At 63.8% G+C, this 13438-nt stretch carries 14 protein-coding genes; 5 read left to right on the top strand and 9 right to left on the bottom strand.

The features are described 5' to 3' along the window. Positions 1–28: 28 nt before the first annotated feature. The 7 genes from BPRO_RS10065 to BPRO_RS10035 all read right to left on the bottom strand — a co-directional run bounded on the left by BPRO_RS10065 (position 29) and on the right by BPRO_RS10035 (position 6602). Positions 29–385, bottom strand: coding sequence for a RidA family protein (locus BPRO_RS10065; protein ID WP_011482955.1), 357 nt, complete (start codon positions 383–385; stop codon positions 29–31). 89 nt (positions 386–474) lie between these two features. After that, complete coding sequence (gene speB, locus BPRO_RS10060) at positions 475–1536, bottom strand: agmatinase (protein ID WP_011482954.1); 1062 nt, start codon at positions 1534–1536, stop codon at positions 475–477. A gap of 47 nt (positions 1537–1583) precedes the next feature. After that, positions 1584–2582 (bottom strand): ornithine cyclodeaminase family protein, encoded by a 999-nt coding sequence (locus BPRO_RS10055; RefSeq protein WP_011482953.1) that lies wholly within the window; start codon positions 2580–2582, stop codon positions 1584–1586. A gap of 14 nt (positions 2583–2596) precedes the next feature. Then, positions 2597–3655, bottom strand: a complete 1059-nt coding sequence (locus BPRO_RS10050) for an ABC transporter ATP-binding protein (protein WP_041389565.1) — start codon at positions 3653–3655, stop codon at positions 2597–2599. A 38-nt stretch (positions 3656–3693) separates the two neighbouring features. Then, complete coding sequence (locus tag BPRO_RS10045; protein WP_198141000.1) at positions 3694–4572, bottom strand: ABC transporter permease; 879 nt, start codon at positions 4570–4572, stop codon at positions 3694–3696. Positions 4573–4589: 17 nt separating this feature from the next. After that, entirely contained in the window at positions 4590–5447 is an 858-nt protein-coding gene (locus BPRO_RS10040) for an ABC transporter permease (RefSeq protein ID WP_011482950.1), read from the bottom strand. A gap of 63 nt (positions 5448–5510) precedes the next feature. After that, on the bottom strand, positions 5511–6602 hold the full coding sequence (locus BPRO_RS10035) for an ABC transporter substrate-binding protein (protein ID WP_011482949.1): 1092 nt from the start codon (positions 6600–6602) through the stop codon (positions 5511–5513). 154 nt (positions 6603–6756) lie between these two features. Between BPRO_RS10035 and BPRO_RS10030 the strand changes: the two genes are divergently transcribed. The 4 genes from BPRO_RS10030 (at position 6757) to hpnE (ending at position 10814) form a co-directional block, all read left to right on the top strand. Continuing rightward, positions 6757–7614 carry a LysR substrate-binding domain-containing protein gene (locus BPRO_RS10030; RefSeq protein WP_011482948.1) on the top strand — a complete coding sequence of 286 codons (858 nt, stop codon included), beginning with the start codon at positions 6757–6759 and terminating at the stop codon, positions 7612–7614. Between the two features lie 5 nt (positions 7615–7619). Then, complete coding sequence (gene hpnC / locus BPRO_RS10025; protein ID WP_011482947.1) at positions 7620–8510, top strand: squalene synthase HpnC; 891 nt, start codon at positions 7620–7622, stop codon at positions 8508–8510. A gap of 85 nt (positions 8511–8595) precedes the next feature. Continuing rightward, entirely contained in the window at positions 8596–9438 is an 843-nt protein-coding gene (gene hpnD, locus BPRO_RS10020) for a presqualene diphosphate synthase HpnD (protein WP_011482946.1), read from the top strand. Between the two features lie 95 nt (positions 9439–9533). After that, positions 9534–10814, top strand: coding sequence for a hydroxysqualene dehydroxylase HpnE (gene hpnE / locus BPRO_RS10015; protein WP_011482945.1), 1281 nt, complete (start codon positions 9534–9536; stop codon positions 10812–10814). 54 nt (positions 10815–10868) lie between these two features. Here hpnE and BPRO_RS10010 read toward each other — a convergent pair whose 3' ends face one another. Next, the gene (locus BPRO_RS10010) at positions 10869–11534 is read right to left on the bottom strand and encodes a glutathione S-transferase family protein (protein ID WP_011482944.1); all 666 of its coding nucleotides are present in this window, start codon (positions 11532–11534) and stop codon (positions 10869–10871) included. A gap of 33 nt (positions 11535–11567) precedes the next feature. Beyond that, a complete protein-coding gene (locus tag BPRO_RS10005) occupies positions 11568–12263 on the bottom strand; it encodes an HAD family hydrolase (RefSeq protein ID WP_011482943.1) in 696 nt (231 codons plus the stop codon). Between the two features lie 46 nt (positions 12264–12309). Here BPRO_RS10005 and hemH point away from each other — a divergent pair, with 46 nt between their 5' ends. Beyond that, a complete protein-coding gene (gene hemH, locus BPRO_RS10000) occupies positions 12310–13413 on the top strand; it encodes a ferrochelatase (protein WP_011482942.1) in 1104 nt (367 codons plus the stop codon). Positions 13414–13438: the final 25 nt, after the last annotated feature.

Below are 13438 nucleotides of genomic sequence, written 5' to 3'. Positions count from 1 at the left end.
CATGGCGGCCGGCATTCCGGACAAAGAATCAGGCCTGCGCCGCAATCACGCCGATCTCCACCCGGTATTCCTGCGCGGCCAGGCGGGCGCTGTGCACGGTGGCGCGTGCCGGGGTGCTGCCGGGCACGACCCAGGCCTCCCAGGCACGGTTCATGTCGGCAAAGGTGTCCATGTCGGTCAGCCAGATGGTGGCGCTCAGTATGCGGGTCTTGTCGCTGCCGGCAGCGGCCAGCAGGCGGTCGATGCTCGCCAGGGCCTGCTGCGTCTGGGTGTAGACGCTGGGCCCGGCATCGTGGTCGGCTACCTGGCCGGCGAGGTAAACGGTTTTCTGGTGCACAACGGCTTGCGACATGCGGGGGCCGGTTTCAATGCGCTGGATGGTCATGATGTTCCTGAAGAGTAAAGAGTAAAGAGTAAAGAGAAAGAGAAAGAGAAATAGAAATAGAAATAAATAAGGAGGTGACGCCTAGCCGCTTATCGGTTCGCCATGGCTGGCGACAATGCAACCAGGCACAGTATCTCGAACAGCATCTGCGCGCCCACCAGGGCCGTGTTGCCGGAGGGGTCGTTCTGTGGAGCGACCTCCATCACGTCACCGCCGACAATGTTCAGGCCCGCCAGGCCGCGCAGCAAGGTGAGCACTTCGCGCGGGCTCAGGCCGCCGACCTCGGGCGTGCCCGTGCCCGGCGCATACGCGGGGTCCAGGCTGTCCACGTCAAACGTCACATAGGTCGGGCCGTCGCCCACCACTTCGCGGGCGCGCCGGATCACGGCTTCCACGCCCATTTTGGAGAACTCTTCGGCATGGATGACGGTCATTCCGGAGTCAAACGAAAACTCCCACAAATACTCGGCCCCGCCCCGAATGCCAATCTGGATGCAGCGGCGCGGATCCAGCACGCCGGCCAGCACCGCTTCCCGAAAGGGCCCGCCGTGGTGAAATTTGGAGCCCTCGTAGGTTCCGGCGGTGTCACAGTGGGCATCAATATGCACCATGCCCACCGGCCGGTCGCGTCCCACCGCTTTCAGGATGGAGCCCGTGATCGAATGGTCACCGCCCACAGCCAGCGGAATCACACCCGCGTTCACAACCTGGTTGAAGCAGGCCTCGATGTCGGCATGGCATTCGTCCAGGCTGAAACGGCTGCGCATGGGCACATCGCCCACGTCAGCCATCTTCAAGCGGGTCACCGGCGCCAGGCCCAGCGCATGCTCGTAAGGCCCGATACGCTCCACATTGCGCACGGCCCGCGGCCCCAGGCGGGCCCCGGCGCGGTTGGTCACGCCCAGGTCCATCGGCACGCCGATCAAGGCCACATCGAGGCCCGCCAGATTCGGCTCGGGCTGGGCCAAGCCATCCGCGCGATAAGGGGCATCGAGAAATGTGGGGACGTCGGCAAACGGCCACTTGCGGCGGTCCGAGCTGCTGAAGATCTGTTCAGCGACGGCCTTGAATGCCGGGTCAAACATGTCGGCGCCCGAAGCGCCGGCATAACGGGCCCGCAACCTGGCCAAATGTTCTGCGTTGGTAGTCATGGAATGCATGGAATGGTTCATGTTGGAAAAAATCGGGCTGCCGCCGCTCACGCCTGCGGCGCCGCGCTGCCGCGCGACAGCCGGTCCAGGCACAGCCGCGCAGCGGCAAGGTCTTCAAGTGCCGCTCCGACGGATTTGAAGACGGTGATATCGGTGTCGCGGCGCGCAATGGGTGCGCCCGCCCGGCACAGGTCAGCCAACTCGCCCCGAATACGGTTGCGCACCAGGGCACCGGACGCCAGCGCCTGGATCAAGTCGCCCGCCTCCGCCAGGCCGCCGGCGGTGGTGTCGCACCAGACCGAGGCTGCGCGCAGGAACACCTGGTCATCGGCCTCGCGCATCTGCGGCGTGAAGGCGCCAACCAGGTCCACATGCGTGCCGGGACGCAGCCACTCACCGCGCAACAGCGAGGTTTTCGACAGCGTGGCGCAGCTGATGATGTCGGCCTGCGCGCTAGCCTCTTCCAGCGCGGTGACAGGTTCTGCATTCACGCCCTGCGCCCGCAAGGCGTCCGCACTCTCCTGCGCCTTGGCCGGTGACCTGCCCCACACCAGCACGCGCTCAATCGGTCGCACCTGGGCATGGGCCAGGGGCAGGTACTGCGACAGTCGCCCCGTCCCGACCATCAGTAGCGTGCGGCTGTCGGGGCGCGAGAGAAACCGGCTGGCCAGGGCCGAGGCCGCCGCCGTGCGGCGCGCCGTCAGCTCGCCAGCGTCCAGCACCGCCTGCGGACGGCCGCTGGCGCCCTCCATCAACACGTAAAGCCCGTGAATGGATGGCAAATTGAGGATGGCGTTATCGGGATAAACCGCCACCAGCTTGACCCCCACCCCCAAACCGGGGCTCCAGGCCGGCATGGAAAGCAACACCGGTGTGCCGGCGCTGCCCATGCCCTCCATGTGGTAATGGCCCCGCGTGGGCGTGCTCAGGTCAGTCGCGGCAAAGGCGCTGTGCAGGGCCTGCAGCAGTTCCGGCCAGGGCAAGTGGCTGGCCACACTGGCGGCATCGACAAAAACCGGGGAAATCGTGGTTGCAGAATTTTCCATGGCGCCCTCCCCGCTCAAGTCGCGAACACCGAACAGCGTTCGGCATCGATCAGCACATTCACACGCTGCCCGCAGCGCGCGCTTTGAAACTGGGCATCGCTGCCGTGGCAACGCAGGCGCTCATCGCCACAGCGCAGGATCAATTCCGACTTGGAACCCAGGTCGCGCAGGAAATCAATCTCACCCGCGATGCTGTTGGGCCGTGCCGGTGCATCGGCATGGGTCGCCTCGAACTTCAGGTCTTCGGAGCGCACCGCCAGCGTCACGGAGCTGCCAGTTGGCAAGCTGGTGGGCAGCGCAAGAGATCCGCCCAGCACCTCGATCACGCCCGGGCCACGCACCATGCCGGGCAGCAGGTTGGCGGCCCCGAGGAACTCGGCCACGAACGCATTGGCCGGTTTGCGGTACACCTGCGAAGGGGTGTCGCATTGCTGGACGCGCCCACCCTTGAGCACGACCAGACGATCCGACAACATCATGGCTTCGTGCTGGTCGTGCGTGACCACGACGGTGGTCACGCCGAACTGCTGCTGCAATTGCCTGAGCTCGACCTGCATGCTGTCGCGCAGCTGCGCATCCAGGGCCGACAGCGGTTCGTCCAGCAGAAACAGCTTGGGCGGCACGGCCAGTGCACGGGCAATGGCCACGCGCTGGCGCTGCCCACCGGAGAGCGCCGACACCGGTCGGTCTGCGATCGCCGGCAGTTGCACCATGTGCAGCAACTCCTCGACGCGGTTGGCGCGCTGCGCCGGGGCCACGCCTTTGAGCTTCATGCCGTAGGCAATGTTTTCGGCCACCGTCATGTGCGGGAACAGCGCCAGCGATTGAAACACCATGCCAAAGCCGCGCAGATGCGGAGCCACATGGCTGATCTCCTGGCCGTCCAGCAGCAGCTGACCGCTGCTGGCACTCTCGAAGCCGGAAATGATGCGCAGCAGCGTGGTCTTGCCGCAACCCGAAGGGCCGAGCAAACATACAAATTCCCCGCGGGCGATGGTCAGGTCAACCTCGCTGAGGACGTTCGCCGTGCCGAAGCGTTTGCTGACGCCCCGCAGTTCCAGATGCTTGTCCATATGCAGTCTTTCGTTAATCAGGTTGTTGGAGGCAGCACTCAAAACAGACTGCCCTTGCCGGCCACGAGCTTGTCGACCCAGGCGATCAGCGCCACGTCCAGCGCAATGATCAGGGTCGAAATGGCCAGCGTGGTGGGATCCAGCGACGAGACGGTGCGGCTGTACATCCAGATCGGCAGCGTGCGCACGTCGATCGTGTACATGAAGAAAGTCACCGTGAACTCGTTGAAGGAAATGATGAAGGCGAAGATCAGCCCAGCCATGATTCCCGGCTTCATCAGTGGCACGACGACATGCAGGATGGCGCGCAAGGGCGAGGCCCCCAGCGACATGGCGGCTTCTTCCAGGTCCAGCCCAACCCCGTTCATGGCACTCAGGCAATTGCGTAAAACAAAAGGCAGCGCCAGCGTGATGTGCGGAATGGCCAGACGGAACAGGCCCAGGTCAACGCCAGTCTCCCGGCTGAGCGCTTCGGTCATGAGCAGGTAGGCCACGCCCAGCACCACCAGCGGAAACACGATGGGCAGGGTGAACAGCAGCTCGGCCAGGTGGCGCCAGCGCCCGTGGCTGCGCACCACGGCATAAGACAGCGGCACACAGACACTGACGCTGGCCAGCATGGTGATGAGGCCCACGATCAGGCTGCTGGTCATGGCGCTGAAGGCCGACATCGTGCCCTCACTCTTGTCGCCAAACAGCACATCGAAAGCAGCGCCGTACCATCGCAGCGACAGGGACTGCGGCGGAAAATCCAGGTTGGTGCCGCCCGAAAACGACATGATCAGGATGATCACCACCGGCAACGCCGCGATGAGCAGGCCCAGCCCGGCCAGGATGCCCATGACCCAGCCAAACGATCCGCGGCCGGCCCGGGAAGTGGTTGAGGACGCAGCGGGAGAAGTCACTGAAGGGGTCATTGAAGTTGCCGTTGCCATCATCGTGCTCCCTGCCATTGGGTGGTGCGTGTGGACAGCCAGGTGGCGGCCATCAGGGTTGCCAGCGTGATGGCAATGAGGGTGACGCCCGCCGCCGCCGCGCCTGCCCAGTCAAACATCGGTGAAATCATGTCGCGGATGGCCACGCCCATGGTCTGGACACGGCGGCCGCCGAGCAGCAGCGGCACGGCGAAAGCGCTGGCGTTGAAGGCAAACACAATCGAGGCCGCCCCGATCAGCCCGGGCTTGAGCAGCGGCAGCGTGATGTCGCGAAACGAGCGCCATGGCGCGGCCCCCAGACTGGCACTGGCCTCCAGGTATTGCGCCGAGATGGCCCGCATCGAGCCGAGGATCGGAAACACGGCCAGCGGCAAGGCGGTTTGCACCAGGCCCACCAGCACACCGATTTCATTGAACAGCAGCTGCACCGGGCGGTCCAGCAGGCCCAGCTTGAGCAGCACGCCATTGATGATGCCGTTAGGCCCCAGCACCATGATCCAACCATAGGACTGGATCAGCAGATTCAGGATCATGGGCAGCAGGATCAGGCTGGTGACGACGCGCCGCCAGATGGGTTGGGTAATCACCGCCATCAACATGGCCACCGGCACCGCCAGCACCAGACAGATGACCGTGCTGAGCGCCGCCAGCTTCAGCGTCAGGACGACCGAGCGAAGAAAAAACGGGTCGAGCAGGCCCAGGTAACGCTCCAGGCTGAAACCGTCAATGGCCTGCGTGTCCGCCGAAAAGGAAAAGCGCAGCACAAAGACAACGGCCAGCAAAAAAGGCAGCAGGAGTACAACGGCCGGCAGCGCCAGCAAGGCGAGCCGGAGGCGGCCGGAATTCAGAGTGGACATGGTGAAACTTTCCTGACGACCGGACCGCAGGACGCGGCCCGGTCGTTTATCAACTGCAGGCGATCAGGAGAAGGTCTGCGTATAACGCTTGATCCAGCTGTCGCGCACCGCGGCAATCACCGCCTTGTCATGAATCACCGCCGTGGAGCCGAGCTGCTCGGGCTTGATGATGAAGGGGCTCTTTTGCGCCTCAGGCGAGAGCACGGCCTTGAGGTTGACGGGCCCGTTGAGCACATCCTCGGCCATTTTCCCTTGCACGACCGGGTCCAGCGAGTGGTTGATGAAGGCATGGATCAGCGACGATTCGCCGGGATGGGCCTTGGGCATGATGGTGTACATCAGGTCGGCAAAAAAGCCTTCCTTCAGGTTGTACGTGGCGCCCAGACCGGAGTTGGGATCCTTGAGTTCCTTGGCAAAGAAGGCCGGGGCGTATACCGCACCAATGTCCAGCGAATTGGAGCGGAACAGTTCGGCGATCTGCGTCGGATTCTCGCCAAAGGTCAGGACCCGATCCTTGAGCTCGGCCAGCTTCTTGAAGCCGCCTTCCACATTGGTCGCGCTGCCGCCGGTCAGCTTGGCCGCGGCCACGATGGTGTCCAGCGAGTCCGTCCAGGTCGCCGGCGGCAAAAACACCCTCTTGGCGTATTTGGGGTTCCACATTTCCTCGTAGCTGGTCGGTGCCGCCTTGAAGGTACGCGTGTTGTACAGCATGCCGCCAGTCCACAGCAGGTAACCAATGCCGTGCCCATCGGCCCCGGTGCGAAACCGCGCGTCCACGCTCTGCAGGTTGGGCAACTGGTTCAGGTCGGGCTTTTCCAGCAGGCCGGCATTGGCCAGGGTGACGGCACCGACACCTGCCAGCGTGATCACATCGTATTGCGGGCGATTGCCGCCAGCCTTGAGCTTGGCGACCATCTCGGAGGTGCTGCCCGTGCGGTCGGCAATGACCTTGGCACCCGTTTGGGCTTCAAAGGTTTGCGCAATGTTGCGTAGCACCGCCAGACCCGTATCGTCCGACCAGGTCAGGATACGCAGGGTTTTCCCTGAGAACTTGCGATTTTGGGCAAGCGCATTGAGTGCCGGAAAGCCCAGTGCCGTGGAGGCCAGCGCGGCGCCTGCCTTGACCAAGGTGCGTCGTTGGATATCGTGTGTCATATCGGTTTCTCCTGTGTGGGTGTACATATAAGAATAATTTGCTGACTTGCTGAATACCCGCTTCGCAGCCCTCAAAAAATCTCAAAGTCATCGTAATGGCTCTGCTAAAGTAGCGATAGTCACAAAATTGTCGCGCACCTATCAATAAAACTGAATGCAAGACTTGGACCCGCACCTGTTGCGTGCATTCTTGTCGGTGATTGACGTCGGCACCGTCAATGGTGCCGCCGCCGCCCTGCATCGCACCCAGGCGGCCGTCAGCATGCAGATCCGGCGCCTGGAAGACATTGCGGGCGCTCCGCTGTTTGAACGCTCGCCCAAGGGCCTGACCGCCAACGCCGAGGGGCGGGTTCTGGAGCCCTATGCGCGTGAAATCCTGACCCTCAATGAAGAAGCCCGGCAACGCATCAGCGGCCAGCGCATGGAGGGCCGCGTCAAGCTGGGGGTGGTGGAAGACTTTGCCGCAACGCGGCTGATTGAGATTTTGAAGTCCTTTCGCGACCAGAACCCCAAGGTGCATCTGGACCTGATCATCGCAGGCAACAGGCAACTGGCTGCGCTGTTTGAGCAGGACAAGCTCGACTTGCTGATCTGCGACACCCAGGAGGTGGCGCACAAGCCCCTGGTTGAATGGCCCGAGCAGCTGCTGTGGGTGGTGCGCTCTGACCTGACGCTGATGCCGGACGATGCCTTGCCGGTAGTCCTGTTCACCGACGCCTGCCCCTGGCGCACCCGGGTCATGGAGTCGCTGGCCGACGCCCAGTTGCGCTGGAGCATGGTGTGCGAGGCCTCCACGCTGGTGGCCATGGCCACCGCCGTGCAGGTGGGCATTGGCATCGGACCCATGATTTCAGCCACCATTCCGCCCGGCTGCCGCGTGCTGGCGGCAACGCCTGAATTCCCGAACCCGATTCAAATCGGCATTGGGCTGTATGCCCGCACCGGAGCCTCGGAGGAAGCGACTTACCTCGCTGATTTCATGACCCGCATGCCGGGCAGGCTGGCGGTTTGACGGGCATGCCGGTCAAGTCCACGCCGTTGCCGGAAGGTCTGGCCACAACGAACGCAAGCACGGGTACCGCGCGCAAGGCGGGCGTCGACCATTACGAGAACTTCCCGGTCGCTTCCGTCCTGTGCCCACCGCACCTGCGCCCCGCCATCGCGGCCATCTACTGGTTCGCCCGCACCGCAGACGACATCGCCGACGAGGGCGATGCCCCGCCCCAGACCCGTCTGGACGATCTGGCCGCCTACCATGCCGACCTGATGGCGACCGCCGCCGGTCTCTCACCCTCCCCGCGCTGGGCCGCCGTGTTTGATCGCCTGGGTCCGGTGATCACGCAATTTGTCCTGCCGGTGCATTTGCTGGCCGACCTGCTCAGCGCCTTTGAGCAGGACGTGGTGAAGCAGCGCTATGCCAGCCAGGCCGAACTGCTCGACTACTGCAGCCGCTCAGCCAACCCGGTGGGCCGTTTGCTGCTGCATCTTTATGGTGTGCACGACGAAAGCTCGCTGCAAATGAGCGACTGCATCTGCAGCGCCCTGCAGCTCATCAACTTCTGGCAGGACCTGAGCGTGGACATTCCGCGCGGACGCATCTACCTGCCGGCCGATGCCTGGGCGCGCCACGGCGTCGGCGAGGCGCAACTGCTGGCGCTGGACAGCAACCCGGGAACTACCAATTTGATAGCAGATTGCGCCCAATCCGCAAGGGCTGCCATGCTCAAAGGCTCCCCGCTGGTGAAAAGGATACCGGGACGCGGCGGCTGGGAACTGCGGATGGTGGTGCAAGGCGGCCTGCGCATCCTGGACAAAATTGAAGCGCTGAAGTTCAATACCCTGGCGCAGCGCCCCAAACTCGGGCCCTGGGATGTGGTGGTGATGGGATGGCGCGCACTGTGGATGTGAGGGATGTGAGGGATCGGCGTGATGTGAGAAATATGCACATGTCCGCAGGACTGATTGCGTCATTTCCACGTGCAACAATCGCCGCATGAATCCCGAGCAGTATGTCCAGCAAAAAGCCGCCGCGTCCGGCAGCAGTTTTTATTACGCCTTCCTGTTTTTACCCCCCGAGCGGCGTGCCGCCATCACCGCGTTTTATGCCTTTTGCCGGGAAATAGACGATGTGGTCGATGAAGTGACCGACCCCGGCCTGGCCCGGACCAAGCTGTCCTGGTGGCAGAGTGAGGTGGTCAAGTCGTATGCCGGCAGTCCCACGCATCCGGTCATGCAGGCACTGATGCCGCTGGCCGCGAACTACGGCATCGAAGCGCGCCATCTGCAGGCCGTCATCGAGGGCTGCCAGATGGACCTGGAGCAGAACCGCTACCTCGACTTCCCCGGCCTCATGCAGTATTGCCACCTGGTGGCGGGCATCGTCGGCGAGGTAGCCGCGCGTATTTTTGGCCAGACTGACGAGGCCACCACCGCCTACGCACACAAGCTGGGCCTGGCCTTCCAGCTCACCAACATCATTCGCGATGTGGGTGAAGATGCGATGCGCGGCCGCATCTATCTGCCCATCAACGAGCTGCAGCAATTTGATGTGAAGGCGCACGAGATCCTGAAGCGCCAGTACTCAGAGCGCTTTACCGCGCTCATGCAGTTCCAGACCCAGCGCGCGCTGGCGCTGTATGACGAGGCGCTGGCCCTGCTGCCCCCGGCCGATCGCCGGGCCCAGAAGCCCGGCCTCATGATGGCCAGCATTTACCGCACGCTGCTGCGCGAGATCGCCGCCGACGGCTATCAGGTGCTGCACCAGCGGGTCAGCCTCACACCCTTGCGCAAATTCTGGCTGGCGTGGAAAACGCAGGCCTTCGGACGGGTGGTTTAACACGTGCTGTTCAGTCGCAACCCGTGCTCTAGCCGCCGGTGCATTCATCGCCTGAGGTCTTCGGGAAGGCCGGGAATCTCAGGAAGGCGAGGAACATGAGAGTCGCCGTTGTCGGAGCCGGATGGGCGGGCTGCGCCGCGGCCGTCGAGGCCACGCGCCTGGGTTACCAGGCCACCCTTTTTGAAGCGTCCCGCACCGCTGGCGGGCGGGCCCGGCGTCTGGGCGGCACGGTGGCGGGCCGCTCAGTCCCGCTCGACAACGGCCAGCACATCCTGATTGGAGCGTATGCCGAAACACTGCGCCTGATGAACGACGTGGGGGTTGACGTGAACGCCGCATTGCTGCGCCTGCCCTTGAGCATGCAGTTCCCCGATGGCAACGGCCTGCAGTTACCCCGGTGGCCGGCCCCGCTGGATGCGCTCGCCGGCATCCTTGTGGCCCGCGGTTGGTCTTGGGCAGACAAGCTGTCGCTGCTCAAGGTGACGCTGGGCTGGAAATTCAAGGGATTTCAATGCGATGCGGGCCAGTCGGTGACCGATGTATGCCAGGGTCTGACACCCGGCGCCATGGCTTCGCTGATCGAGCCTTTATGCGTGTCGGCGCTGAACACGCCGGCGCAGCGCGCCAGCGGCCAGGTGTTTCTGCGCGTGATCCGTGATGCGCTGTTTCTGCAGAACGGCGGCTCCAACCTGCTCTTGCCCCGCAGGGATCTGAGCGCCCTGCTGCCGGATGCCGCACTGGCCTGGCTCCATGAGCAAGGCAGCCCCGCGCGGCTGGGCGCTCGCGTGCACACCATCGTCCCCCTCGGTTCAAGCTGGGTCGTCACCAGCGATAGCAGCGTCGCTTTTGATTGCGTGGTGCTTGCCTGCCCACCCCATGAGGCCGCGCGCCTGGTTGAAGGCAGTGGCGTGCCGGCGGGCGAGTGGCTCATGCAGGCGCGCGGCTTGCAGCACGAGGCCCTGACCACCGTTTATGCCCATGCGTCGGATGCGCGTCTGGCCCAGCCCATGCTGGCGCTGCCTTCGAGTGCCACGGAGCCGGCCCAATTCGTGTTCGACCGCGGCCAACTCGGTGGCCCCGCGGGCTTGCTGGCGTTCGTGATCAGCGCCAGTTCGGGCGACAGCGCCACACTGACGCAGCAAGTGCTGGCGCAAGCAGCTCGGCAGTTGGGGCTGAATCCGCGGAACCCGCTGCAGCCGGTGCAGACGATTGTGGAAAAACGAGCGACCTTTGCCTGTACCCCCGGCGTGCAGCGACCGGGCACCGACGTCGCTCCTGGCCTGATGGCCTGCGGTGACTACATTGCCGGGCCATATCCAGCCACCCTGGAAGGCGCCGTGCGCTCCGGCCTCGAAGTGGCACGGCGCCTGCACTGAACCATTCCGCTTAATCCCACCAGTCCCGATCAGCGAGGCAATATTGCACAGGGGTCACGCACTTTGCGCCATGGCCCTGACAGCCTTGAAAGCGGGGCGCGCCAGGCAGGTGCGCAGCCACTGAGCCGTCCGCGGGCACTGCGCCATCAGTTGGGTGGCACTTTGCGCCCATGTCAGCACGGAAGCCACGCAGATATCGGCCACGGTAAAACGCTCGCCGGCCAGATAACTGCACGTTTGCAAATGCTGCTCCAGCACGCCCAGCGGCCCGGCCAGCCGCCGCTCGGCCTCATCGGCCAACTGGGGCTTGCGCCGCTCCGCCGGCATCAGCACACGGTGCATCAGGATGGCCAGCGCATCCTTTTCACACTCGGTCACCACCCAGAAGCTCCAGCGCAGAATTTCGGCCAGCTCGGCATGGCTGCGCGCCGCCAACAAGGGAGTGCCTGCATCATTTTGTGCCGCCAGTGATCGCGCGCCAGGGGGTTTGAACCGCTCGGCCAGGTACAGCGCACAGGCCATCGACTCCCAGACCAGAACACCGTCGTCGTCAACCACGGGAATGCGGCCGTTCGGGTTGATCGCCAGAAATTCCGGCGTGCGCGTGGCACCGCCCAGGTAAGGCAGGGGAATGTGTTCATACACCAGGCCCAGCTCCTGGGCCACCCACAGCGGCCGTGCCGCACGCGAGGCTGCCGTGCCATAGATTTTCAGGGTCATGTCAATCAATTCCAGGAAGGACGGCCGTCCCCTTCATCGGGGAAACAGGTCACACAATTCGGTGAGCGAGGTCACCGTTTCATGGGGTTCACCTGCGTGCGTCCACAAATGCTCTGTCCGGTTCACCCACACCGTCTGCATGCCGCAGTTAAGGGCACCCAGCACATCCAGCGCGGCGTCGTCACCCACGTGCAGTACGTGCGCGGGCGCCACCTCGACGGACCCGGCGGCCGCATGAAAAATCCGGGGATCAGGCTTGCCCACACCAAATTGCTGGGCACTGATGCTGGTGCGGAAATAGTTGCTGATACCAATGCGCTGGATATCGGCATTGCCATTGGACAGGGCCACCAGCGGAAAGCGGCTGGACAAGAATTCGAGTGCCAGCAAGGCATCTTCAAACAGCGTGACCCGGTTGCGCTCGGCGTAGAAAACCGCAAACGCATCTTCAGCCAGCAAGGGATTTTCCCGGGAGCGATAGAGCGCCAGCCGGATAGCCTCGCGCCGGATGGCGCTCAGGTTGTGCTTGAACTCCGGGCGCGAGCGGATCACGTGCTCGCGAATCTCATGCCGCGCCGCGGGGTTGGCAAACAGCGCAGCGGTCATAGGCGCATGCTGGCTGAGCCAGTCGTCCAGCGCCTTTTCTGCCCGTTCAATGGCAGGCCAGATCGGCCACAGGGTATCGTCGAGGTCCAGGGTAATGGCTTTGATAAGGGTCAGGTCAAGCATGGCGCAGTTTAGTGTGAGGGCACACAAGCCCACACTAGAATAAACCATGTCTTTTGCACCAGAACCGTCCTTCAGCCACGGCAAACCGCCGGCTGCATCCTGCGCCACCGCCATTCTGCTCTGCAACCTCGGTACACCCGATGCGCCCACCGCGCCCGCGCTGCGCCGCTACCTCGCTGAATTTTTAAGTGACCCGCGCGTGGTCGAAATCCCCAGGCCCATCTGGTGGCTGATCCTGCACGGCATCATCCTGCGCCTGCGCCCCAAAAAATCCGCCACCAAATACGCCAGCATCTGGACACCAGAGGGCTCACCGCTGAAGGTCTGGACGCAAAAGCAGGCCCTGATGCTGCGCGGCTACCTGGGCGCGCGCGGGCACACTGTCGAGGTGCGTTACGCGATGCGTTACGGCAACCCGTCGATTGCTTCGCAGTTGAACCAGCTCAAGGCGGACGGTGCCACCCGCATCCTCATCCTGCCGGCCTACCCGCAGTACAGCGGCACCACCACCGCCAGCGTGTTCGATGCGGTGTATAGCTGGGCCGCGCGGGTACGCCGGATTCCCGAATTTCGCTTCGTCAACAACTACCACGATGACCCGGGCTACATCAGCGCGCTGGCCGAACGGGTTCGCACGCACTGGCGGCACTACGGCCAGGCCGGGCAACTGGTCATGAGCTTTCACGGCGTGCCCGAGCGCACGCTCAAGCTGGGTGACCCCTACCACTGCGAATGCCACAAGACAGCGCGCCTGCTGGCCGAGAAACTGGGGCTGGGAAAGGACCGCTACAAGGTTACCTTCCAGTCGCGCTTTGGCAAGGCCAAATGGCTGGAACCCTACACCGAACCCACGCTGATCAGGATGGCGCAGGCCGGCATCGAGCGGGTTGATGTGGTGTGCCCCGGCTTTACCGGCGACTGCCTGGAAACGCTGGAAGAAATCGCGATGGAAGCGCGCCACGCCTTTTTAAAGGCGGGTGGCAAGGAGTTCCATTACATCGAATGCCTGAACGACAGCCCCACCTGGATAGCTGCGCTGGCAGAGTTCAGCGCACGACAACTGGCAGGCTGGCCCACACAAGCCCCCCGGGATACGGAAGCGCTGCGCAAGTCAGGCGAGCGTGCCCTGGCCATGGGCGCACCTCGCTAGCGTTCGCGCAAATCACGAAGCATTC

The organism is Polaromonas sp. JS666, assembly GCF_000013865.1.
Classification (GTDB): Bacteria; Pseudomonadota; Gammaproteobacteria; order Burkholderiales; family Burkholderiaceae_C; genus Polaromonas.
Note: the sequence above shows the minus strand (reverse complement) of the source record. Positions and strands in the feature narration are given on the sequence as shown.